23 protein-coding genes, 1 other RNA gene and 1 other annotated feature are annotated in these 22248 nt (G+C 37.6%); of the genes, 20 read left to right on the top strand and 4 right to left on the bottom strand.

Translation table 11 applies throughout. The features are described from left to right. A partial coding sequence (locus tag H3T55_RS05770) for a family 1 glycosylhydrolase (RefSeq protein ID WP_225550122.1) occupies nt 1-491 on the top strand: 491 nt, incomplete at its 5' end. An 82-nt stretch (nt 492-573) separates the two neighbouring features. Here the strand turns inward: H3T55_RS05770 and H3T55_RS05775 are convergent. After that, entirely contained in the window at nt 574-1038 is a 465-nt protein-coding gene (locus H3T55_RS05775; protein ID WP_225533727.1) for a DUF3788 family protein, read from the bottom strand. A 252-nt stretch (nt 1039-1290) separates the two neighbouring features. On the opposite strand from H3T55_RS05775, the gene ptcA reads away from it, so the two are divergent. The 10 genes from ptcA to ssrA all read left to right on the top strand — a co-directional run bounded on the left by ptcA (nt 1291) and on the right by ssrA (nt 10275). Next, nucleotides 1291-2316, top strand: coding sequence for a putrescine carbamoyltransferase (gene ptcA / locus H3T55_RS05780; protein ID WP_225534137.1), 1026 nt, complete (start codon nt 1291-1293; stop codon nt 2314-2316). Nucleotides 2317-2413: 97 nt separating this feature from the next. After that, nucleotides 2414-3823 (top strand): APC family permease, encoded by a 1410-nt coding sequence (locus H3T55_RS05785; RefSeq protein ID WP_225533728.1) that lies wholly within the window; start codon nt 2414-2416, stop codon nt 3821-3823. Next, nucleotides 3810-4901, top strand: a complete 1092-nt coding sequence (aguA, locus tag H3T55_RS05790) for an agmatine deiminase (protein WP_225533729.1) — start codon at nt 3810-3812, stop codon at nt 4899-4901. The genes H3T55_RS05785 and aguA (H3T55_RS05790) overlap by 14 nt, the downstream gene beginning before the upstream one ends. A gap of 10 nt (nt 4902-4911) precedes the next feature. After that, nucleotides 4912-5850 (top strand): carbamate kinase, encoded by a 939-nt coding sequence (gene arcC, locus H3T55_RS05795; RefSeq protein ID WP_225533730.1) that lies wholly within the window; start codon nt 4912-4914, stop codon nt 5848-5850. A 112-nt stretch (nt 5851-5962) separates the two neighbouring features. After that, complete coding sequence (aguA, locus tag H3T55_RS05800) at nt 5963-7060, top strand: agmatine deiminase (protein WP_225533731.1); 1098 nt, start codon at nt 5963-5965, stop codon at nt 7058-7060. Between the two features lie 11 nt (nt 7061-7071). Continuing rightward, the gene (locus tag H3T55_RS05805) at nt 7072-7869 is read left to right on the top strand and encodes a MurR/RpiR family transcriptional regulator (RefSeq protein WP_087640363.1); all 798 of its coding nucleotides are present in this window, start codon (nt 7072-7074) and stop codon (nt 7867-7869) included. A gap of 521 nt (nt 7870-8390) precedes the next feature. Next, nucleotides 8391-8870, top strand: coding sequence for a GAF domain-containing protein (locus tag H3T55_RS05810; RefSeq protein ID WP_225533732.1), 480 nt, complete (start codon nt 8391-8393; stop codon nt 8868-8870). A 74-nt stretch (nt 8871-8944) separates the two neighbouring features. Further along, complete coding sequence (locus tag H3T55_RS05815) at nt 8945-9367, top strand: VOC family protein (RefSeq protein ID WP_412523564.1); 423 nt, start codon at nt 8945-8947, stop codon at nt 9365-9367. 92 nt (nt 9368-9459) lie between these two features. Then, a complete protein-coding gene (locus tag H3T55_RS05820; RefSeq protein WP_087640360.1) occupies nt 9460-9786 on the top strand; it encodes a DMT family transporter in 327 nt (108 codons plus the stop codon). A gap of 122 nt (nt 9787-9908) precedes the next feature. Continuing rightward, nucleotides 9909-10275, top strand: a transfer-messenger RNA (tmRNA) gene (ssrA, locus tag H3T55_RS05825). Between the two features lie 184 nt (nt 10276-10459). Here the strand turns inward: ssrA and H3T55_RS05830 are convergent. The 3 genes from H3T55_RS05830 to H3T55_RS05840 all read right to left on the bottom strand — a co-directional run bounded on the left by H3T55_RS05830 (nt 10460) and on the right by H3T55_RS05840 (nt 13087). Then, complete coding sequence (locus tag H3T55_RS05830; RefSeq protein ID WP_225533734.1) at nt 10460-10966, bottom strand: hypothetical protein; 507 nt, start codon at nt 10964-10966, stop codon at nt 10460-10462. Between the two features lie 439 nt (nt 10967-11405). Beyond that, nucleotides 11406-12338 (bottom strand): helix-turn-helix domain-containing protein, encoded by a 933-nt coding sequence (locus H3T55_RS05835; protein WP_225550124.1) that lies wholly within the window; start codon nt 12336-12338, stop codon nt 11406-11408. Nucleotides 12339-12772: 434 nt separating this feature from the next. Beyond that, complete coding sequence (locus tag H3T55_RS05840; protein ID WP_225533736.1) at nt 12773-13087, bottom strand: hypothetical protein; 315 nt, start codon at nt 13085-13087, stop codon at nt 12773-12775. 411 nt (nt 13088-13498) lie between these two features. Here H3T55_RS05840 and H3T55_RS05845 point away from each other — a divergent pair, with 411 nt between their 5' ends. The 9 genes from H3T55_RS05845 (at nt 13499) to H3T55_RS05885 (ending at nt 22247) form a co-directional block, all read left to right on the top strand. After that, entirely contained in the window at nt 13499-13816 is a 318-nt protein-coding gene (locus tag H3T55_RS05845; protein WP_225533737.1) for a hypothetical protein, read from the top strand. A gap of 214 nt (nt 13817-14030) precedes the next feature. Further along, nucleotides 14031-14078 (top strand) — a sequence feature (sodium ion sensor (DUF1646 type); this cis-regulatory element may regulate processes involved in with the transportation of sodium ions). 155 nt (nt 14079-14233) lie between these two features. Continuing rightward, the gene (locus H3T55_RS05850) at nt 14234-14560 is read left to right on the top strand and encodes a hypothetical protein (protein ID WP_225533738.1); all 327 of its coding nucleotides are present in this window, start codon (nt 14234-14236) and stop codon (nt 14558-14560) included. After that, a complete protein-coding gene (locus H3T55_RS05855; RefSeq protein ID WP_225533739.1) occupies nt 14547-16541 on the top strand; it encodes a V-type ATP synthase subunit I in 1995 nt (664 codons plus the stop codon). Before H3T55_RS05850 ends, H3T55_RS05855 begins: the two co-directional genes overlap by 14 nt. 23 nt (nt 16542-16564) lie before the next feature. Continuing rightward, nucleotides 16565-17038, top strand: a complete 474-nt coding sequence (locus H3T55_RS05860; protein ID WP_087640351.1) for a V-type ATP synthase subunit K — start codon at nt 16565-16567, stop codon at nt 17036-17038. 13 nt (nt 17039-17051) lie between these two features. After that, nucleotides 17052-17633: a hypothetical protein gene (locus tag H3T55_RS05865; protein WP_225533740.1), complete on the top strand. Its 582-nt coding sequence runs from the start codon at nt 17052-17054 to the stop codon at nt 17631-17633. Nucleotides 17634-17674: 41 nt separating this feature from the next. Then, nucleotides 17675-18676, top strand: a complete 1002-nt coding sequence (locus H3T55_RS05870) for a V-type ATPase subunit (protein WP_225533741.1) — start codon at nt 17675-17677, stop codon at nt 18674-18676. Then, nucleotides 18666-18977: a V-type ATP synthase subunit F gene (locus H3T55_RS05875; RefSeq protein ID WP_225533742.1), complete on the top strand. Its 312-nt coding sequence runs from the start codon at nt 18666-18668 to the stop codon at nt 18975-18977. The genes H3T55_RS05870 and H3T55_RS05875 overlap by 11 nt, the downstream gene beginning before the upstream one ends. A gap of 119 nt (nt 18978-19096) precedes the next feature. Then, the gene (locus tag H3T55_RS05880) at nt 19097-20878 is read left to right on the top strand and encodes a V-type ATP synthase subunit A (RefSeq protein WP_318652964.1); all 1782 of its coding nucleotides are present in this window, start codon (nt 19097-19099) and stop codon (nt 20876-20878) included. Further along, the gene (locus tag H3T55_RS05885; RefSeq protein WP_225533744.1) at nt 20871-22247 is read left to right on the top strand and encodes a V-type ATP synthase subunit B; all 1377 of its coding nucleotides are present in this window, start codon (nt 20871-20873) and stop codon (nt 22245-22247) included. The genes H3T55_RS05880 and H3T55_RS05885 overlap by 8 nt, the downstream gene beginning before the upstream one ends. Nucleotide 22248: the final 1 nt, after the last annotated feature.

The raw sequence follows: 22248 nt of genomic DNA on the forward strand, positions 1-22248 counted from the left end.
GCGTCCAATCAACAGATCCAGCGGTCAACGAACAAACAGCTGGCAATATCTTTGCTTCAGTGAAAAATCCTTACTTGGAAGCAAGTGAATGGGGCTGGCAGATCGATCCGCTTGGCTTACGTGTAACAATGAATGACTTGTATGACCGCTATCAAAAACCATTATTCATCGTGGAAAACGGCTTAGGTGCTGTGGATACACCAGATGAAAACGGCTATGTGGCTGACGATTACCGCATCGAATATTTAGCGGCACATATTCAAGCAATGAAAGATGCCGTGGAATTAGACGGTGTCGATCTACTAGGCTATACAACCTGGGGCTGTATCGACCTTGTGTCAGCTGGAACAGGTGAAATGAAAAAACGGTACGGCTTTATCTATGTCGATCGCGACAATGACGGAAATGGTACGTTGAAACGTTCGAAGAAAAAATCATTCGACTGGTATAAAAAAGTCATTGCGACAAATGGCGAAGATTTGACGAACTAAATCCTTGTGAATTGAAAAAGGGTGAACTTGAGAAATAACCCTCAAGTTCACCCTTTTTTGTATATTTTTCATTACAGTTTTTCTATATATGTTCTTTTCTAAATTCTGCCAATAAATAAATATCCTTGAGCTGTGAACATTCTGTAACATCGAAAATTAGCGAAAGATACTGCATTTTTTTTCCGTTAGGTTCTGTATTGTTGATCAATTCTTTGGTTTGTTCTGATAAAGGTAGAGCGACCAACTGAGCTCGAATTTTTTCAGAAAAGAAAAATGACACTTTAAAAAAGCCATCCCAGATAGATAACCAAAAAATAGGCTTCACTTTTTCGTTTCCTCGCGTGCTTATCCATTTATACTCACCCTTAGATAACCAAGCTTTTCCATCATTATAATAACGCCACTTCATCAATGAAATCTGATACTCTTTTAAGTCTTCGAGAAACCTAACATAAACATCAAAGGAATGACCAAGTCCCTCAGAAATAAGATCGTCCGATGGTTGTATTTCAGGATCTCTTAATAATTGTTGTGCCTTTTCAGTCATCGCATTTCCTCCTCGTCTTCACTTGATTTAATTAAAGTATAGCATGGTCAAAATAAAAAAAGTATATTTCTTTGGTTGATCTTACATGTAACGTGTTACGTAAAATGGAACAAGATACATGCTGCTTTTGACTTTATCAAGAACTGCGAAAACGCTTTAAAAATTATTTTCCAGGCGTTATGATTAACTCGTCAAAAGGAATACTCGAGTAGCCGACAAAAAATCAAGAAAAGATTGGTGGAAAACAAGATGATGAAAAAAAGAGATTTTGTAGACACAAATGATTTTACGAAAGCAGAAATCGATTATCTGATCCAGTTAGGCTTAAAATTGAAAGAATCGATCAAAAATGGTTATTATCCGCCATTATTAAAAGATAAAACATTAGGAATGATTTTTGAACAATCTTCTACACGGACAAGAGTATCATTTGAAACAGCAATGACACAGCTCGGCGGTCATGCCCAGTATTTAGCGCCCGGACAAATCCAGCTTGGCGGTCATGAATCTTTAGGGGATACAGCACGTGTGTTATCACGTTTAGTTGATATTTTGATGGCTCGAGTAGAACGCCATCATACGATCGTAGATTTAGCCAAAGATGCCAGCATTCCAGTTATTAATGGCATGAGCGATTATAATCATCCTACGCAGGAATTGGGAGATATCATCACTATGACAGAACATTTACCAGCAGGTAAAACATTAAGCGATTGTAAAATCGTTTTTGTGGGAGATGCGACGCAAGTATGTGTATCAACGATGTTTATGGCAACAAAGATGGGAATGGATTTTGTTCAATTTGGGCCAAAAGGCTTCCAAATCAAAGAAGAAACATTAGCGATCGGCCGTGAAAATGCTGCTGTGTCTGGCGGAAGTGTCTTGATCACAGAGGATGCCAAAGAAGCAATGAAGGATGCTGATTTTATTTATACAGATGTATGGTATGGCTTATATGAAGCTGAGCTATCAGAAGAAGAACGGATGGCAGCGTTCTATCCGAAATATCAAGTCAATAAAGAATTGATCGAGTTAGCTGCACCTCATGTGAAATTTCTACATTGTTTGCCTGCGACTAGAGGAGAAGAAGTCACAGATGAAGTATTAGATGCACCGTACTCTGTTGTACTGGATGAAGCAGAAAATCGTTTGACTGCGATGCGGGCATTACTTGTTTATTTCTTGAATCCTTATTTAAATTATGCAGGTGAAGCAGTTGCGGCTCACTATGATGCTGAATTCGAATTGATGTTAAGAAATGCTGTTGTTGCTAAGTGATCTGAAGTAATGGCAAGAAAAAAGCATGGGATGACTCTTTTTTTGAACCGTGCCGTGCTTTTTTTCCAGCCGCTTTAATGAAAGGTGCGTACAAAACATGAAAGAAAAAAAGAAATTTCGGTTGTTTGACGCAGTTCTAATGGCTGTTGTAGTTATTTTAGTCGTTGAATCCGCTGCACCAGCAGCAGCTATAGGCTCATCACAATTTTTTTGGTGGGGAATTCTTTTGATTTTGTTTTTCCTTCCTTATGGCTTGATTTCCGCTGAGTTGGGAACGACCTATACAGGAGATGGAGGTATTTATGACTGGGTGAAAATGGCATTCGGACGCCGCTGGGGCGCTCGCGTTGCTTGGTTTTATTGGATCAATTTTCCAATTTGGATGGCAAGCCTTGCGGTTCTTTTTACAGAGGTCATGGTTCAAATTTTTGGATTGAATCTTGGAACACCAGCATTGATCATCGGTCAATTGATCTTTATTTGGTTAGTTACCTTAATCAGTTGTTACCCGGTCAGTGACAGCAAATGGATCTTAAATATTGCTGCATTTGCAAAAGTTGCGATCATGGTTTGCTTAGGTATTTTAGGTATTTATCATGCTGTAACAAAAGGCATGGCCAATGATTTTTCAGGCAAAGCGTTGTTGCCGACATTCGATCTAAATAGCTTAAGCTTTATTTCAGTCATTCTATTTAACTTTTTAGGATTTGAAGTTGTGACGACTTTGGCTAGTGATATGGAAAATCCTAAAAAACAAATTCCTCAAGCGATTATTTACGGTGGAATCCTGATTGCTTTCTTTTATCTATTCGCTGCATTTGGTATGGGTGCTGCGGTTCCAGCGGATCAGTTATCAACCTCAGGTGGTTTGATCGACAGCTTCATTTTGTTGGTCGGAGGGATCAACCCGTTTGTTATCATAATCGGGATATTGTTTATGTATACATTAGCGGCGAATTTGATCTCATGGGCTTTAGGGGTAAATTATGTAGCGTTCTATGCGGCAAAAAATCATGATATGCCTAAAGTTTTTGCAAAAGAAAATCCTAAAAATGACATGCCTGTTGGTGCTTCTGTGATCAATGGCATTGTTGCCTCTATTTTAGTTGTCGCAGCGCCATTTATTCCAAATGAAAATATATTCTGGGCTTTCTTTGCCTTAAATGTGGTCGCGCTTTTACTATCTTACATTATGATGTTTCCGGCATTTTTAAAATTGCGGAAAATAGATCCGAACAAAGAACGTCCATTTAAAGTGCCTGGCGGTCCAGTTCTATTAAAGATCATGGCATATGTTCCTTTAGTTTTATTAGTGATCACGTTATTTTTCTCTACGATTCCTTTATCAAGTAGTGAGTTTAGTGAGAAGATCCCTATTTTGATCGGGACTGTCGCAGCAGCACTTATTGGCGAATGCTGTATCCGTTTAGGCGATAAAGAATACAACAAAAAGCAGATGATAAAACAAAATCAGCAAAAGGAGAGTTTAGAGCATGAAAACAATTGATAGTTCACCAAAAAAAGATGGTTTTCGTATGCCGGGGGAATTTGAAGCGCATCAAGGTGTTTACATTTTATGGCCGGAACGTCCGGATAACTGGCGCAATGGCGGCAAACCAGCACAAAAGGTCTTTGTTGACGTAGCAGTGGCAATCAGCGAATTTGAACCTGTAACCGTTGGCGTATCGGCTGAACAATATGATAACGCCCGCCATATGCTTCCTGAAGAAGTTCGTGTCGTTGAAATTGCCAATGATGATGCTTGGGTTCGTGATTGTGGTCCGACCTTTGTTAAAAATGACGAAGGAGAAGTGCGCGGGGTTGATTGGACGTTCAATTCCTGGGGTGGATTAGTAGACGGCTTGTATTCTCCATGGGATAAAGATGATCAAGTTGCCCAAAAGATATGTGAGATCGAATGGAAAGACCGTTATCGTCTAAATGATTTTGTATTAGAAGGCGGCTCGATTCATGTAGATGGTGAAGGAACTCTGATCACGACGGAAGAATGCTTGCTCTCAGAAGGTAGAAATCCGCAGTTATCAAAAGAACAAATTGAACAGGTTTTAAAAGAATATCTTTCTTTAGAAAAAATCATTTGGCTAAAACGTGGAATCTATTTGGATGAAACGAACGGGCATGTCGACAATATCATCAATATCGTCAAGCCTGGTGAAGTTGTATTAGCTTGGACAGATGACGAAAATGATCCGCAATATGACATCTCAAAAGAATGCTTGGAAATTTTAGAAAATGAAACAGACGCGAAAGGCCGCAAGTTGGTAGTGCATAAATTACACGTGCCAAAACCGATCTTGATTACAGAAGAAGAAAGTTTGGGTGTTGATGCAGTCGCTGGGACATTGCCTAGAGAAAAAGGAGATCGTTTGGCTGCCAGCTATGCCAATTATTATACAGCGAATGGTGGAGTGGTCGTTCCAACATTTGGTGATCCAAATGATGAAAAAGCTTTAAATTTACTACAAGAATTATATCCAGATAGAAAAATCGTTGGAGTTCCTGCACGCGAAATTCTCCTAGGCGGGGGCAATATTCACTGTATTACTCAACAAGTTCCGAAGTGAGGTAGAACAAATGACAAAAAGAATCGTCGTTGCTTTAGGCGGGAACGCCATTTTGACCACCGATGCGAGTGCTAAAGCTCAGCAAGAAGCTTTAGCCAAAACAGCACACTATTTAGCAGATTTTATAGAAGCTGGTCATGAATTGATCATTTCACATGGGAATGGTCCGCAGGTCGGTAATTTATTATTACAGCAACAACTAGGCGCTACAGAAAAAAATCCAGCTATGCCACTGGATACTGCGGTAGCAATGACACAAGGAAGTATCGGCTACTGGTTAGAAAATGCTTTGGTGGATGAACTGAAAAAAAGAAAAATTTCAAAACCAGCAGCAACGATTTTAACACAAGTCGTTGTGAGTGAAACAGACCCCGCTTTTCAAGCACCAAGTAAACCGATTGGTCCATTTTTGAGTAAAGCTGAAATGGATGCTGAAAAAGAGCAAACACAAGCAACATATGTAGAGGATGCGGGTAGAGGCTATCGCAAGGTGGTCCCTTCACCAACGCCTGTCGATATTGTTGAATATGCAGTGATCAAACAATTGGTCGAAAATGGCATCGTGACAATTGCAGGTGGCGGAGGCGGTATTCCAGTCATCATGAAAAATGGCGTTTATGAAGGTGTTGAGGCTGTGATCGATAAGGACTTTGCCTCTGAGAAAATCGCCGCTTTGGTTCATGCAGATATGCTGGTGATACTTACTGGAGTAGACCATGTCAGTATCAATTTCAATCAGCCGAACCAAGCTGATTTGACGAAGGTAACGGTTACGCAAATGGAAGAATACATTCAGCAACAACAATTTGCTCCTGGCAGTATGCTACCTAAAGTTCAAGCAGCAATTGCGTTTATAAAAGAGAGTAAAAACGGCAAAGCAGTAATCACTTCTCTTGAAAATATCAAAAATCTATTAGAAGAAGAAACGGGTACGATCATTACAGCCTAGTTGAAAAAAAGAGTAGAACAAAAACTAGTGTCTACTCTTTTTTTCTGATATATTAAAAATATATCGTTTACATAAAACAGCAATTTATGAAATGAAAAGGAGTGCAGCATTGATGAAATTAACGACTAGCAATCCTAAAGAAGACGGTTTTTGGGCACCAGCAGAATATGAACGGCATGAAGAAACATATATGATTTGGCCAGAACGCGCAGACAATTGGCGGAATGGCGGTAAACCAGCGCAAAAAGCATATGCTGCTGTCGCAAAAGCAATTGCTCAATTTGAACCAGTAACGATGCTGGTTTCAGCTAAACAATACAAAAATGCACGTCAGCTGTTGCCAAATTCTATCCGTGTGATGGAAATGAGTAATAATGACGCTTGGATCAAGGATTATGGTCCGATCTATGTCGTGAATAAAAATGGCAAGGTTCGTGGTGTTGATTGGCGTTTTAATGCTTGGGGCGGCTTGTTGGACGGACTATATTTTCCATGGGATCAAGACGATCTGATCGCTGAAAAGCTGTGTGAATTTAAGCGGCTGGATTATTACAGTTTAGAAGACTTTGTATTAGAAGGCTGTTCTGTTCATTTAGACGGAGAAGGAACGCTGTATACCACAGAAGAAGTTTTGCTTTCAGAAGGAAGAAATGAGAACTATTCTAAAGAAGAGATCGAAGCCATTTTGATTGACTATTTTAATGTTGAAAAAATCATTTGGCTCAAACAAGGATATTTTTTAGATGAAACCAATGGAGATATAGATAATATGATCAATATTGTTCGTCCCGGAGAACTTGTTTTAACTTGGACCGAAGATCTGGAAGATCCACAATATGAAATCTCTAAAGCAGCCTATGAACAATTACGGCAGGAAACAGATGCAAAAGGAAGAAAACTGGTTATCCATAAAATGGTAATGCCGGAGCCTATTTATATCACCACTGAAGAAAGTGAAGGGGTGGATCCTGTTAATGGGATGCTGCCGCGTTTTCCAGGAGATCGATTGACTGCAAGCTATGTTAGCTACTATACAGCGAATGGGGGTATCGTATATCCCATATTCAATGATAAAAATGACCATAAAGCACAGAAATTATTGGAGAAACTTTATCCGGATCGCAAAGTCGTCGGTGTTCCAGCTCGTGAAATTTTACTTGGCGGCGGTAATATCCACTGCATCGCACAAAGTATTCCTAAAACCTGCTAGGAGGGAAGAAGATGGATTTTTTTGAAGTAGTGAACCCTCATGTTTCAGAACTAACGAAAAATGAACATCTGCTCTTTGATTATGTTGTCAAAAACTTGAACGAAATCAAAAATAAAAGCATTCGGGAAGTAGCAGATGACTGCTTTGTTTCGACGACTACTTTTCTGCGATTTGTTAGAAAAGTCGGTTTTTCGGGCTACAGTGAATTCACCACAGTCATTAAATATACATTGCTCAATCAGATCAAAGAAGAAAAAGTCAGTCCATTTGTCGTATCACAAAAAGATTATCGGGAAGAGTATTTAAAAAATATCAACGAATCTGTTCGTGTGATCGATAAAAAGAGTTTGGCTGTGGTTGGAGAGTACTTAAAGAAAAAACCGATCATTTATTTATTCGCGAAAGGAATGAATAAACAGTTGATGCAGTATGTGAGATACTTGTTTGTAGCAGCAGGATTTTTGGTTGTTTTTCCAGAGGATCAATCAATGCGGGCTCTTGTTCAAAATCAAATCAAATCGACAGATATGGTTTTTATTTTGACCTATCAAGGTAAGGATCAAGAATGGATCAAACTGATGCAGCAATTGAAAAATACGGTTCATCCTCTACTCGTTTCGATCACCGGAGCAGATAATAATGTTGTTCAAAATATGAGTGATGTTAATTTCTATGTATTTACAGATGAGTTGTTTTTAAATAAAATGGAAATCACGTCGCATATCTCGATGCTTGCCATTTTAGAATTGATCTTGTATCAGTATCTGGATAATGCAGAGGATGGGGAATATCATTTAGTATTCAAATGACGTATTATTTGTGAATCACGTAGCAAAATAAAAAAAGTTGTCAAGAACAGTGAGTGTTCAGGACAACTTTTTCGTTTATAGTTTGCCATAGTCATGTTGATGTTTAGGGGTATGTCTTAAAAATGAATAGGCGGCAAATGAGAGTGCAGACAACGTTGCTCCTGTGACTAAAATTTTTTTCATAAAACACCATTCCTTTCATTAAGGTCATTTATGATCAAGTGCTGATCATCAGCACGTACGTGGACGGTAGGATTCGAACCTACACCTCATCGGTCGAGAATAAACATCCGTTAGTCCTCAAAGAGTTTTAACACCACGTTCATCCACAAAATATATTGGTTGTTTACTATGATTAAACTATACCTTTAATAGATTAAATCAAACATAAAAAAATTCGAAAAAAGTGTGAACTTGTTTGAAATTGTAGTGAAGAATGTGAACATCTTGCTAGATGAAATCACGAGCAGCTATGTTATAATAAAAAAATCATTAACGATAAAAAAAGGTGGGGACTTACAATGTGGAATAATTTAGACGAAAAGCAATCAGCATATAAACTATTGGTGCAGCAACAAGCAGCCATCATTGAGATTGAACATGATAAAATCGCAAACTTAGCAAATTCATCAGCATTACTTGCAGAAACGTTACCAAATACAGTGTTTGCCGGTTATTATTTATTCGATGGGAAAGAATTAGTTTTAGGGCCATTTCAAGGGAAGGTATCCTGTACGAGAATCAAAATGGGGAAAGGTGTCTGCGGAGAAGCCGCCGAGCATAGAAAAACCCTCATTGTTGATGATGTAAAAAAACATGAGAATTATATCTCTTGTGATTCAGCAGCTCAATCGGAAATCGTTGTGCCAATGGTAAAGGAAGGTAAATTACTGGGTGTTTTAGACTTAGATAGCTCGGTAACAGAAGGATACGATGCAATCGATCAGAAGTATTTAGAGCAATTCGTTGAAGTGCTATTAAAAGAAACGGATTTTTCGTAAAGGTGAGCGTTATTTTCGCGCAATCTATTTCTGCATGAGATAATGAGCAAAATGATAGTGAGAGGATGGTACTCATGTTACAAGTCTATTTAAACTTTAAGAATCAGGCAGCAGAAGCAATCGCTTTTTATGAAACAGTGTTTGATGTAAAAAATGATGGGATCATGACGTTTGCGGATGCACCGGAAGATCCCGAGCATCCTACACCTGAGGAATGGAAAGATTTGATCATCAATGCTTCGATGACGATCGAGGGTGTACCCGTCATGTTTTCAGATGTGCCGGATGGGATGGGCTTAACGTTCGTTGAAGGAAACAATGTATCTTTAGTTGTTTCAACAGAAGACGAGGAGAAAATCGATCGTATCTTTGCTCGGTTGTCTGAAGGCGGAAACATAACAATGCCGTTAGGAGAAACCTTTTGGGCTAAAAAATACGGCATGGTCGTTGATAAATTTGGCATCAATTGGATGTTGAATTGCTATACGGAAGCCTAAAGGCGCAATTATCTAAAGGATCATTACTAGTTTTTTCTAGTAGTGGTCTTTTTTTGTTATACTAGTGATGGAAGTTATTTAGGAGGAAAAAAATGATTGGATATTTGTATCTTTTGATCGCTATCATCAGTGAAGTACTTGCAACGAATTTACTGAAAGCTACAGTTGGATTCACCAAATTTATTCCCTCGATCACGTGTTTGATTGCCTACGCCATCTGTTTTTATACACTATCAAAAGCCATCAATTACATGCCATTGAATGTGGCGTACGCACTTTGGGGAGCAATAGGGATCATTATGATCACGGTTTTTTCAGTTGTTTATTGGAAAGAGCAGTTAAACGTACCAACAATGATCGGTTTAGGATTTATCGTCATTGGCACGGTTTTAGTCAATGTTTTTGGAACTGGGCATTGATGTTATACCAAATTCTGTTATTCCTTTTTATTAGAATGATGGAAGATAAGCGCCTGACTCTTTTAAGTCAACAAAAAATATGTTATACTATTAAAAGCATGACATATGCTTTTAATCTGTACGGGGACGTTACGGATTCGACAGGCATAGTTGAGCTTGAATTGCGTTTCGTAGGTTACGTCTACGTAAAAACGTTACAGTTAAATATAACTGCTAAAAACGAAAACAATACTTTCGCTCTAGCTGCGTAAAACCAGCGGGTGAAGATCCTCTCGGCATCGCCCATGTGCTCGAGTAAGGGTCTCAAATTAAGTGGGATACGCTAACTTTTTCCGTCTGTAAAATTTAGAAGAGATCATCAGACTAGCGATACAGAATGCCTGTCACTCGGCAAGCTGTAGAGCGAACCTTTAAATGAGTGTACTATGAACGTAGAGGTTTAAGTGGCAATGTGTTTGGACGCGGGTTCGACTCCCGCCGTCTCCATGAATTTTGTGGAGAGAAACAGTAGAAACGCTGATGTACAAAGGATTGTACAGTGTTTCTACTGTTTATTTTTTTTATAAAAAAATTGCTAACCACCAAAACAAAAAAAGAGTGAATGAAAAAACTATGCTGACTATCAAATAATTTTCTCAAAACATAAGATGTTAGTAAAAAAATAGGCTAAATATTATTGTAAAGCAGTCTGTTCATTCTCTAATTGAATTTGTTTCTCTTCTAAATAAGATTTAAATTCATTGAGCTTATCAATTAATTTATATGGGTTTACCAAGTCACGAAGAGGAGCAACAGCTTCATTGTATTCTTGTTTTAATTGAGCGAGCTCTTCTGTAGAAACAGCTTCTTTCATCAAAACAGAAAATTCTTGTTTTAACCGTTTAAATTCTTCTTCTGCACTAGCGTCGTCCATAAAGGATTGATCATTCTCAATTGAAGGGCTCTCAATCTCAGTCGGAACATGCACAGTTTCGACTGAGTTAGTTAGTTCGGGTACCTCAAGATTCTCTCCTTCTTCGGAAGTAGTTGAAAACTTTGTTGGTTTGTCATGTTTGGAGGTTTTTGTTTTTTCAGCACTGCTAGCTATAGGTTCTTGGATATCAGAATTATCTTCGCCATTCACCTTAATCAAAAATAGTACAAATAAAATAACAATCCCAATGCGAAATAGCCGTTTCATAAAAAGACTCCTTTTCAAATTTTTCTATCAGTAATCATATCTGCTGTAACAGTTTTTCTTGATCTTAAATCTAGGATTCATTATGTTGCCAAAGGTCTATTAACTCCAAGTATAGCAAACTAGCTGCTTGAATAAACGCAAATAATTGAAATTAAAGAGATACTTATATTATTTAGTTTGATTGTTTGTTGAGAATTTTATATTGAAAGGGTGTTACTGATGCAGATTCAGAAGAGGGAAAGAGCGTAAAGTGAGGTGTAGTATACATTTTAACCTGTTTTCGATCGAATAAAAAAATATTTAATGACTAAAGGGTTGAAATGTTAGACATTATATAGTATTATAAATATACCCTAACAGTATTTTCATTTTACTCAATCCGAGTAATACTCCTTATCCCACCTTTTATGAGGTGGGATATTTGTTTAATAGTAGGGTATTAAGTTTCTTTGAACAGACCAACAGAATATTTTTTAAGCATCTTTTCGCTGTCACGTTCATGCGTTAATAATTTTACTTCTTTTTTTACTTGTTCAGCTTGTAAGGTGTCTCCAGTATTTTCTAATAAATGTATAAAATCATAAACGCGTTCCATATATACAGGTTCGCCATCTAAGATATAATTTAAAAGATTAGATAAGTACTGTAGATTCAATTTAAAGCTATAATTCTCGCTTCGTTTATCCTGTTTTTTTGCTAATTTGATATATTTTTCTGCACCTTCATAATCTTTTGCATACAGTTTTAAAGAAATCAGATTGATAAGTATGTTATGAGCAAATTTTTTTGTAGAAAAGTCTCGCTGATCCTCATATTTCATTGGGAACATTCGAGAAACTAACAAGTCAGATTGCTTACTTGTGAAAAATCGGATTAAATTGGCTGTAATTAAGTAATCATATTGAAGATAAAATGATTTTTTTAGAAGTAATTCAAAAATATCATTTACTTCTTTTTGCGTAATTTGATCAACTTCGTCCCAGTGAGCAAAAAAGAAGTTTTTAATTGCAATGTAGTTAGATAATTCTCTCAGAGATTTATTCTCTTTATCTTTTAGTAAAAAGTAATAGTTAAGCAGCTTTCTCTTAGTTGTTTGATTTTCTAAATGGGCACCACAGTAATAAAAATAATCTCTGAAGTCTTGCTGTTCTTTATCAAAAGTTGCAAAACTAAAAAATTCTTCTGAATTAATCGATACATGACCTAATATCTCTTCAAGTTCAGTGACTTTTAAAGAACGCTTACCACTTTCTATTTTAGAATAGGTTGAGGGGTCCGTGAATTCTGACATCATTTCTTTTTGAGTAAGCTTCAGTTTGAGTCTGAAAAAACGTAAAGTTTCTATGATATTCAAGCGTTTCTCCCCTTTCATATGCGATTATAGCATGAAAAATGAGCTTATTTCCATTTTTTAAGAAAAAAATTATTTTTATTTTAGATATTTATGCCAATTTCGCACTTTTTCACATTACTACTTTCCTTTTTTTTATCTGTTTGTTATTGTTTACCTAAGGAAAATTATTTGTTTGCAATCGTTGCTTAAATAATGATGGATGGGGGTGTGCTGATGATTTCATTGATTGCTTTGGTTTCTGGAGTTATTTCTGTATTCGTTATTACGGGTGCGGGTTAGAAATGTGATTAGCTGCCTCAAGTTTTGAATTATAATAAGATATATTTGCAAACAAAAAATTAACCAAAAAAAATAAAAACGTGTATAAATAAAAAGTGCAGAATAATAGCTTCCGATTTACTTTTGTTGAATGAGGTAAATCAGAGGCTATTATTTTTTGTATCTATCATGAGTTAAGCAGAAGCAAGCTGGATATATTGTTGTATTCCATACTTAGCTGCTAATGAGTTTGAGAATGTTTTCTCTTTGTTCATTCGCATATATTCAAAGAAATGGAGCTCATCCTTTGTCGGAGTTTCTTTAGAAATAATTTCTTTCTCGTAAGTCAATGCAATATTTTCGGCAAAATAATAAGAATCACCTTTGGCAATAGAGAGTCGAAGTGTGTCACCAAACAGAATCCTATTCTCTTTTGCAAAAGAATCTTTTTTTACATCGATCAGCCAAATATTGTGAAACTTAGTGGAGACTTTTATTATATTTTCCATCATTTAATTACTCCTATTCATCTTTTTGTCCTCGTTATTTTTATTATACCTAAAAGAACTTAAAAATAAACAAAAGTATTGAAAAAATGTAGGATATGTCAATAATAAAGGGATCATAAAACAAGGAGTGTTCGAAGATGATTGTTTACGTAATTATTTTTTGTTATGATGTTTGGGGTGCAAGGTTAAATTGGTAAACATCGAGTTTTAGACACTTTAGTAAAATAGTTCGCTGATTATTGGATATTTGAAACAATGAATGAATAGTTTCCTTAAATTATCCTAGTTGAAGTAAGGAAGCAAGAAAGATCACTTTTGACATAAAATTGACTTCTGCTTTTTCTTAAGTATAAAGAAAAATGGACATAAAAACATAGCCAAAAAATAATTTATTGAAAGGACTGTGAAGAGATGCAGCAGATCACGTCAGAACAGTTTATAGATTTCCTTGAGAAAAAAGATCAGCGTTTTGCAGTAGTTATCCAGTATGGGTTCTATTATGTAGAGCAAGGACGGATTTATCGTTTTGAGTCTAATCACAATGATAAGGCACTCCAAGCATTGCAAGCATTTTATGTCGGAGAGACGGATAGCTCATCTTTAGAAGAAGAAATTAAAAAAATCATTATTAAGCAAATGCAATATGATTGGTTTACTGATGTTTGGAAGGAAGCCATTATTGAAAAAGTGATGCGCTCAGGCAACAATTTAGAGGCTTTTTTCTTTTAGAAGAATAGAGTGCATATTATTTGAAATAATCAGTCTAGGGCAGTAAGATGAATACATCCTAACAACAAACTTTTTTTCATTTACTCTCATGAGTAAAACTCCTTTCTCATCTTCTAATTGAAGGTGAGATTTTTTTAATTTTTATGACTTCCTTTACAAAAATTATTGTAATTTCAAAGTGTTTTTGCTAAGATACATTCATGTGAATAAAAATGGTTGGGCGCAAGCTTCAAGGATCAGGTTCTTCAAGGGGTGAGAAGAACGATGTTTGAATTTGTGCCCTTTTTTTATTATAAAAAAGGGATAGATCATGTCGTTTGATGAGGGCATGGTGTATTCCTTTTTGATTGTAATAAAAAGTGATTCGCTTCATAATAATAACTAAACTGATCGAAATCATAGAATAGGGGTGAAAATATGGTATTAGAAGCATTAGAGCACATTCAAGATGCAGAAAAAAAAGTTGAAGAAATGCGCCAAACTGCCCAAAAAGAAATCCTGATATATGAGCAGAAAAAAGCGCGGCAATTTAAGCAATTACAAGATGAAAGCCAAGAAAAAGTCAGCAAGATGCTTCAAGATCGAGAGATACAGTTGGCAGAGCAGCTTGAGCAAGAAAGAGTACTATTACTAAGTGAAGCAAAAGAGCAAGATCAAGAGTTTAGGAATAAATATGAACAAAAGAAAGATGCTATCGTCGATCACATAATAGAGAGGGTGAAAAAAGTCTATGGCAGTCAATAAAATGGAAAAAATGACGATCATTGCTGCCACTGAGCATGAAGAAGCAATTCTTCAAACGATTCAGGGATTGCAAATGACAGAGATCAAAGATTTTTTTCATTCTAATGTAGATAGCAATTATCTTAAAGATCATTTCTCAGAAACGATACTGGAAGTTGACGATGTCCAACAGAAAGAGTATCAGAAAATATTGAACGAAATTCAGGAAGCGCTGATTTTTATCGAACGTTTTGCTGAAAAGACAGGTCAAAAGAGTACGTTTAAAAGACAGGTCAAAACCTTAGAATCTTTAGAACAAGCATTTGATCAACCAACAATCATTGGTTATTTACAAGACATTTCTAAATTGAAAAAGCAGCTTGCTTCTATTGAAGTAAGAAGAAAAGAATTGCGTACGAGGGAAAAGTTGCTTGCTCGCTGGCAGTATTTGGATGTCGTACCAAAAAAGAATTCATTAGACACAACAACGATTTTACTTGGTTCCATCAATTCAGCGAACCAACCGGACTTTTTAAATGATTGTTCGAGATATCCCTCGATCTATGTTGAAGAAATTTATCATAGTCAAAATCATGCGTATTATAGTTTGATCTATTTGAACGAAATGAAAGAAGTAGTAGCTGAGATCGAAAACAAATACAGCTTCAATGAATTCGTTTATCCATATGAAGAGTTGCCACAAGAAGCGTACCAACATACAAAAGAAGCCTTAAGCGCTCTTGTTGAAGAGGAGCAATTAGTGAAATCTGAACTGGCAGCATATCGTTCTCATTTAGAAGAGCTGTATTTGGCAGAAGAGATGGTCTTTGCTTATATTCATCGAGAAGAAGCAAAGAAGCATTTGATCAATACGAGTTACTTTTTTATTTTACAAGGCTGGATTCCTGTAACTGAGAAAGATGAACTTACGGCAGCTTTAGATGAAGCTCTACCAAAAAATGAAATTTACATCGTATTTGATCAGCCGACAAAAGGTGAGATACAAGAAGATATTCCAGTGAAATTAAAAAACAATCCGGTTGTCGCACCATTTGAAATGCTGACAGAGATGTATAGTTTACCAAAATATGAGGAAATTGATCCAACGCCTATCATGACCCCTTTTTATATGGTCTTTTTTGGAATGATGGTAGCAGATATCGGTTATGGTCTGTTGATGTTGATAGGAGCTTTTCTTGCACAAAAGTTCGTTGTATTGCCAAAAGGAATGAAACGTTTTGCTAAATTCTTTCTGATTTTGTCGTTTCCGACAATTATTTGGGGGTTTATCTATGGTTCATTTTTTGGTGCAGGATTGCCGAAAGAGCTTTTTGGAATCACCTTGCCATTTCCGATTTTGTCCACAACTGAAGATGTCAATACGATCTTGATTCTGTCTGTCGTGTTTGGTTTTATTCAATTGATGACAGGGTTGATGGTCAATGGGATTGAACTGACGAAGCGTAAACGTTATTTAGAAAGTATTAGTGAGAGCTTTGCTTGGCAGGGGCTGCTTGTCGGTTTATTGATCGCAGTAGTAGGTATGCTGCTGCTTAACAATGATGGATTATTTACAGCCGGTGTCGTAGTGGCAATCATCTCGGCTTTATCGATTATCGCGGTTCCTGTGATTCAATCTAAGTCAAAAGCAAAAGGGTTGGCAAAAGGCTTATACGGACTCTATGGTTTGACGAGTTATATTGGAGATTTGGTCAGCTATACTCGTTTAATGGCCTTAGGGATTTCCGGTGGAAGTATCGCAGCTGCCTTTAATATGCTGGTTGCTTTTATGCCGCCGATCGCTCGCTTTAGTGTAGGGATCTTACTGATCGTAGCTCTTCACGCATTAAATTTATTTTTAAGCTTATTAGGTGCGTATGTTCATGGTGCACGATTACAGTATGTAGAGTTTTTTGGGAAATTTTATACAGGTGGAGGACGAGCATTCAAACCACTGAAAACAGAAGAGAAATATGTAAATGTTGAGAAAAAACAAAAATAGATGAAATGTGGAGGAATAAAAATATGATAGATTACTTGATCAATAATAATGGTGGGATTCTTTTTGCAGTACTAGGAATGGCAATGGCGACGATTTTAGCAGGGATTGGTTCGGCAAAAGGTGTTGGGTTCACTGGAGAAGCGGCAGCAGCATTGACGACTGAACAGCCGGAAAAATTCGGACAAGCGTTGATTCTTCAATTGTTACCAGGTACTCAAGGGTTGTATGGCTTCGTTATTGCCTTTTTGATTTTCATTAATTTAGATAATAGTATGTCGATGGTTCAAGGAATGGATTATTTTGTTGCGTCATTACCGATCGCATTTGCTGGTCTATTTTCAGGAATTGCTCAAGGACGTGTTGCAGCTGCCGGGATTCAAATTTTAGCGAAAAAACCTGAGCATGCAACGAAAGGGATCATTTATGCTGCCATGGTTGAAACATATGCTATTCTTGGGTTTGTCATTTCATTCTTACTTGTCCTAAATGTGAAGTAACAGGAGGAAAAATATGGATGCAATTGAAAAGATCGTCGATCAAATTCTAGAAAAAGGAACAGCAGAAGTTACTGATTTAAAGAAAGTAGAATATAAACGAATTGATGAGGCTTATGCAGAACAAGAAGAAGCACTGCTGTTACAGGAACATAAATTGATTGAAAAGAATAGTGATCAAACCAACAAAGCGTTTAAACAAAAACAAAACCGTCAGCAATTGGAGATCAAACAAGCAACGTTAAATCAAAAACAAGGATATTTAGAGCAGCTTTTTTTAGAAGCGATCAAGCGAATGGATCGTTGGAATGAAGATGAATTTCAAGTATTTACAAAGCAAATCCTTGATCAATTGACACTGACTGGACAAGCACAACTACAGTTAGGTGAGTACTCTAAAGGAAAGTTGACAGAGCAATGGTTGGAAAAACATAAACCAAATGAATTGGAGTTAGCTTTACTTCCAGAGTTCATACCAGGCGTTGGCGGTTTCCTCGTTGCTCAAAATGGGATCGAGTATAATTTCTTATTTCCAAGTTTAGTTCAGGAAATCAAGAGAGCGGAAAGTTTTTCTATTGCAGAAATGCTTTTTAAATAGAGAGTTTATTAGCATCAAGTTTTTATGATAGGAGGGGCAAGATGAAAGAGACCGCGTATAATCAGATCAATCCGCTGATTCGTCTAAAAGAGACTGAACTGTTGAATAGTGCACAGTATGAACAATTATTGAATGCTAAAACGATCGAAGAGCTTCAAGATATTCTAAAAAGTACAATTTACAGTACCTACATGACGGAAGGATTTGTTGACGATTTTGAATATATTTATTCAAAAGAAAAAGGACGTTTATTTGAATGGCTATATGAGCTGGCTCCTGAACCGGAAGTCATCGATATTTATACGTCTCGTATAACATTCCATAATCTGAAAGTATTGACAAAAGCTGAGTTGACTGGAGAGAATCTGGATCACTTATTTATTGCTGATGGACGTTATTCGATTGAAACGATCAAAAGTGCGATACGTACACGTGTGTCGACAGAAATAGCTGATGAACTGATGCAGGCGATTTTAGAAGTGCTGGACTATTTTCAAGAATCCTCCATATTTCAGGCAATCGATATTATTTATGATCGGAGCTTTCTGACGTATCAAAAACGGTTGGCTGAAAAGCTGGGATATAAGGATATTATTGATGAAGTTATGGCTTTTATCGATTTAACGAATATATCCACGATGGCACGAGGAATCATCCAAGGTCAGCATGAAAACTTTCTATTGACTGTTTTATCAAGTTCTGGGAGTATTCCAAAATCTGATTTTTTAGCTTATAGTGAACAATCTCTAGCGGCTTTTACAGAGTTTGTACTTAATACATCTCTTGGCGGAATTCTTGCACCGATTGTTTCATCAGAAACAAAAGAGCTTGATTTGATTGCTTTTGAGAAGGTAAAAGATGATTATTTGACAGGTTTATATGACAAATCAAAAATCATGGCTTTTGGCCCGTTGCCGCTGTTAGCTTTTTTAAATGCAAAAGAGGTTGAATGGAAAAATTTACGACTGATTTTAGTCAGTAAGCGTAGTAATTTTTCTGCGGATGTGGTGAGAGAAAGGATGCGTGCGGTAGATGGCTTATAAAATCGGAGTGATCGGCGATAGAGATTCTGTAATGCCGTTTAAGCTTTTTGGATTTGACGTTGTGTACGCGCAATCAGCTAAGCAAATAAAGGCAACGATCGAGTCGATGGCTAAAAAAAGTTATGGTGTCATTTTTATTACAGAAGACGCCTCTGAACGAGCAATAGAAACGATTGAGCGTTATAAAAGTGAAGTAACTCCAGCGATTATTTTGATTCCAAGTCATAACGGAACCAAGGGGATCGGATTAAAGGAGATTCAAAATAATGTAGAGCGTGCAGTAGGACAGAATATTTTATAGATGAATTGTTTAACAAATAGACAACCGTCTTAAATGCCAAAGAGCGTCATTGAAGTCGTTTGCTAATTTGTTCAAGAGCTAAACGGATTGCTACGCTTTTTAGAATAGGAGGAATGATTTTGCAAACTGGTACGATTATTAAAGTTTCTGGTCCTTTGGTCATGGCAGAGAATATGTCTGATGCAAGTATTCAGGATATTTGTCAGGTCGGAGAATTAGGTGTTATTGGAGAAATTATTGAGATGCGCGGTGATGTAGCATCTATTCAAGTATATGAAGAAACGACTGGGATCGGGCCAGGAGAGCCCGTAGTAACAACTGGAGAAGCGTTATCTGTTGAATTAGCACCTGGGCTGATCTCTGAAATGTTTGATGGGATCCAGCGCCCATTAGACACTTTTGCTGAGGTGACGAAGAGTAATTTTTTAAGTAGAGGAGTTCAAATCCCAGCGCTGGACCGAACAAAGAAATGGACGTTTGAGCCAAGTGTGTCTGTTGGCGAAGAAGTTTCAGCGGGTGATGTGATCGGTTCAGTTCAAGAAACAAAAGTCATCGCACATAAAATCATGGTTCCAGTTGGGATCAAGGGGACCGTAAAAGAAGTCAAGCAGGGCGAATTTACAATCGAGGAAACAATTTATATTATTGAAACAGCGACAGGTGAAAAAGAATTTACGATGATGCAAAAATGGCCTGTTCGCCGAAGCCGTCCGATTTCAGAAAAGTTGAATCCTAATGTTCCCTTGCTGACTGGTCAGCGAGTGATTGATACCTTTTTCCCAGTGACAAAAGGTGGGGCAGCAGCAGTTCCTGGTCCTTTTGGAGCAGGAAAAACAGTGGTTCAGCATCAAATCGCCAAATGGGCTGATGTTGATTTAGTTGTTTATGTTGGTTGCGGTGAACGTGGAAATGAAATGACAGATGTTTTAAATGAATTTCCTGAATTGATCGATCCAAATACAGGTGAATCAGTGATGGAGCGAACAGTTTTGATCGCAAATACGTCTAATATGCCTGTAGCTGCGCGTGAAGCATCGATCTATACAGGAATCACTATCGCAGAGTATTTCCGTGATATGGGCTATTCTGTGGCGATCATGGCAGATTCAACTTCTCGTTGGGCAGAGGCACTACGTGAAATGAGCGGACGTTTAGAAGAAATGCCGGGAGATGAAGGCTATCCAGCATATCTTGGAAGTCGTTTAGCAGAATATTATGAACGAGCTGGACAAGTAGTGACTTTAGGCAAAGAACACCGAGAGGGCAGTATTACGGCCATCAGTGCAGTATCACCTTCTGGGGGAGACATTTCTGAGCCAGTAACACAAAATACCTTACGTGTGGTAAAAGTTTTCTGGGGGCTAGATGCTACTTTAGCGCAAAAGCGTCATTTTCCTTCGATAAACTGGCTTCAAAGCTACTCTTTGTATGCGTCAGAAGTCGGAAAAGAGCTGGATCAGCAGTTGCAGGTCAATTGGTCTGATATGGTAACAGAAGGAATGCGCATCTTACAAGAAGAGTCGCAGCTTGAGGAGATCGTTCGTCTGGTCGGGATCGATTCTTTATCAGATAAAGACCGTTTGACTTTAGAGGTGGCAAAATCGCTTAGAGAGGATTATTTGCAGCAAAATGCCTTTGACGATGTCGATACATTCACTTCACGAGAAAAACAATATAAAATGCTTCAGTTGATTTTGACGTTTTATAAAGAAGGTCAAACAGCTCTAGAATTAGGAGCCTACTTGAGTGAAATCATGTCTGGGACTGTTGACTTAAGAGATCAGATTGCTAGAAGTAAATACGTACCAGAAGCACAAATTGAACGTTTAGATACACTGGTCGATGAGATCAAACAGACAATAAAGCAAATCATCGCAGATGGAGGGATGACAAATGATTAAGGAATATCGAACGATCAATGAAGTTGTCGGTCCCTTGATGATCGTTGAAAAAGTCGAAGGAGTCAAATATGAAGAATTGATCGAAGTTCGGATGCAAAATGGTGAAATTCGACGTGGACAGGTTTTAGAAATCAACGGTGATAAAGCGATGGTTCAAATCTTTGAAGGAACAAGCGGCATCAATCTACGTGATTCTAAGGTTCGTTTTTTAGGTCATCCGCTAGAACTTGGCGTTTCTGAAGATATGGTTGGAAGGATTTTTGACGGTCTAGGTCGTCCCAAAGATAATGGTCCAGAAATTCTACCAGAGAAAATGGTGGATATCAATGGAGAGGTAATCAATCCGGTTGCCAGAGATTATCCAGATGAATTTATCCAGACAGGGATTTCTGCAATCGATCATTTGAATACATTAGTTCGTGGACAAAAGTTACCAGTCTTTTCAGCGTCTGGGTTGCCGCATAAGGAACTAGCTGCTCAAATCGCTCGTCAAGCAAATGTGCTGAATAGTGAAGAAGAATTTGCGGTCGTTTTTGCGGCAATCGGAATCACATTTGAAGAAGCAGAATTTTTCATGGAAGATTTTAGACAAACAGGAGCGATCGACCGTTCAGTGATGTTTATGAATCTGGCAAATGATCCTGCGATCGAGCGAATCGCAACCCCACGAATGGCTCTGACCGCGGCTGAGTATCTAGCTTATGAAAAAGGCATGCATGTTTTAGTGATCATGACAGATATGACCAATTACTGTGAAGCGTTGCGTGAAATCTCAGCTGCTCGTCGTGAAGTACCAGGACGCCGAGGCTATCCAGGCTATTTGTATACCAATTTGGCGACTCTTTATGAGCGGGCAGGAAGAATCAGCGGATTAAAGGGTTCAGTAACGCAGATTCCGATTTTGACCATGCCGGAAGAAGATAAAACACATCCTATTCCCGATTTGACTGGTTATATCACTGAAGGGCAAATCATCTTGTCCAGAGATCTATATAAAAGCGGGATTCAGCCGCCGATCGATGTATTGCCATCATTATCACGTTTGAAAGACAAAGGAACTGGTGAAGGTAAGACAAGGGCAGATCATGCGGCGACAATGAATCAGCTATTTGCTGCTTATGCGCAAGGAAAACAAGCCAAAGAGTTAGCGGTCGTTTTAGGTGAGTCAGCACTATCAGATGTTGATAAAATTTATGCAAAATTTGCTGATCGCTTTGAAGCAGAATATGTCAATCAAGGGTTTTATACAAACCGTTCTATTTCAGAAACATTAGATCTAGGCTGGGAGTTGTTGTCTATGCTGCCTAGAACAGAATTGAAGCGGATCAAAGATGACATGCTGGATGAATATCTAACTGAAGGAGAGTGAT

Origin of the sequence: Enterococcus sp. S22(2020) (assembly GCF_020295385.1) — a bacterium.
Classification (GTDB): Bacteria; Bacillota; Bacilli; order Lactobacillales; family Enterococcaceae; genus Enterococcus_L; species Enterococcus_L dunnyi.

Excerpts from the sequence above, each read along its gene's own strand:
- H3T55_RS05775 (WP_225533727.1), bottom strand. The coding sequence starts at position 1,038 with ATGACTGAAAAGGCACAACAATTATTAAGAGATCCTGAAATACAACCA.
- ptcA (WP_225534137.1), top strand. The coding sequence starts at position 1,291 with ATGAAAAAAAGAGATTTTGTAGACACAAATGATTTTACGAAAGCAGAA.
- H3T55_RS05785 (WP_225533728.1), top strand. The coding sequence starts at position 2,414 with ATGAAAGAAAAAAAGAAATTTCGGTTGTTTGACGCAGTTCTAATGGCT.
- aguA (WP_225533729.1), top strand. The coding sequence starts at position 3,810 with ATGAAAACAATTGATAGTTCACCAAAAAAAGATGGTTTTCGTATGCCG.
- arcC (WP_225533730.1), top strand. The coding sequence starts at position 4,912 with ATGACAAAAAGAATCGTCGTTGCTTTAGGCGGGAACGCCATTTTGACC.
- aguA (WP_225533731.1), top strand. The coding sequence starts at position 5,963 with ATGAAATTAACGACTAGCAATCCTAAAGAAGACGGTTTTTGGGCACCA.
- H3T55_RS05805 (WP_087640363.1), top strand. The coding sequence starts at position 7,072 with ATGGATTTTTTTGAAGTAGTGAACCCTCATGTTTCAGAACTAACGAAA.
- H3T55_RS05810 (WP_225533732.1), top strand. The coding sequence starts at position 8,391 with ATGTGGAATAATTTAGACGAAAAGCAATCAGCATATAAACTATTGGTG.
- H3T55_RS05815 (WP_412523564.1), top strand. The coding sequence starts at position 8,945 with ATGTTACAAGTCTATTTAAACTTTAAGAATCAGGCAGCAGAAGCAATC.
- H3T55_RS05820 (WP_087640360.1), top strand. The coding sequence starts at position 9,460 with ATGATTGGATATTTGTATCTTTTGATCGCTATCATCAGTGAAGTACTT.
- H3T55_RS05830 (WP_225533734.1), bottom strand. The coding sequence starts at position 10,966 with ATGAAACGGCTATTTCGCATTGGGATTGTTATTTTATTTGTACTATTT.
- H3T55_RS05835 (WP_225550124.1), bottom strand. The coding sequence starts at position 12,338 with ATGAAAGGGGAGAAACGCTTGAATATCATAGAAACTTTACGTTTTTTC.
- H3T55_RS05840 (WP_225533736.1), bottom strand. The coding sequence starts at position 13,087 with ATGGAAAATATAATAAAAGTCTCCACTAAGTTTCACAATATTTGGCTG.
- H3T55_RS05845 (WP_225533737.1), top strand. The coding sequence starts at position 13,499 with ATGCAGCAGATCACGTCAGAACAGTTTATAGATTTCCTTGAGAAAAAA.
- H3T55_RS05850 (WP_225533738.1), top strand. The coding sequence starts at position 14,234 with ATGGTATTAGAAGCATTAGAGCACATTCAAGATGCAGAAAAAAAAGTT.
- H3T55_RS05855 (WP_225533739.1), top strand. The coding sequence starts at position 14,547 with ATGGCAGTCAATAAAATGGAAAAAATGACGATCATTGCTGCCACTGAG.
- H3T55_RS05860 (WP_087640351.1), top strand. The coding sequence starts at position 16,565 with ATGATAGATTACTTGATCAATAATAATGGTGGGATTCTTTTTGCAGTA.
- H3T55_RS05865 (WP_225533740.1), top strand. The coding sequence starts at position 17,052 with ATGGATGCAATTGAAAAGATCGTCGATCAAATTCTAGAAAAAGGAACA.
- H3T55_RS05870 (WP_225533741.1), top strand. The coding sequence starts at position 17,675 with ATGAAAGAGACCGCGTATAATCAGATCAATCCGCTGATTCGTCTAAAA.
- H3T55_RS05875 (WP_225533742.1), top strand. The coding sequence starts at position 18,666 with ATGGCTTATAAAATCGGAGTGATCGGCGATAGAGATTCTGTAATGCCG.
- H3T55_RS05885 (WP_225533744.1), top strand. The coding sequence starts at position 20,871 with ATGATTAAGGAATATCGAACGATCAATGAAGTTGTCGGTCCCTTGATG.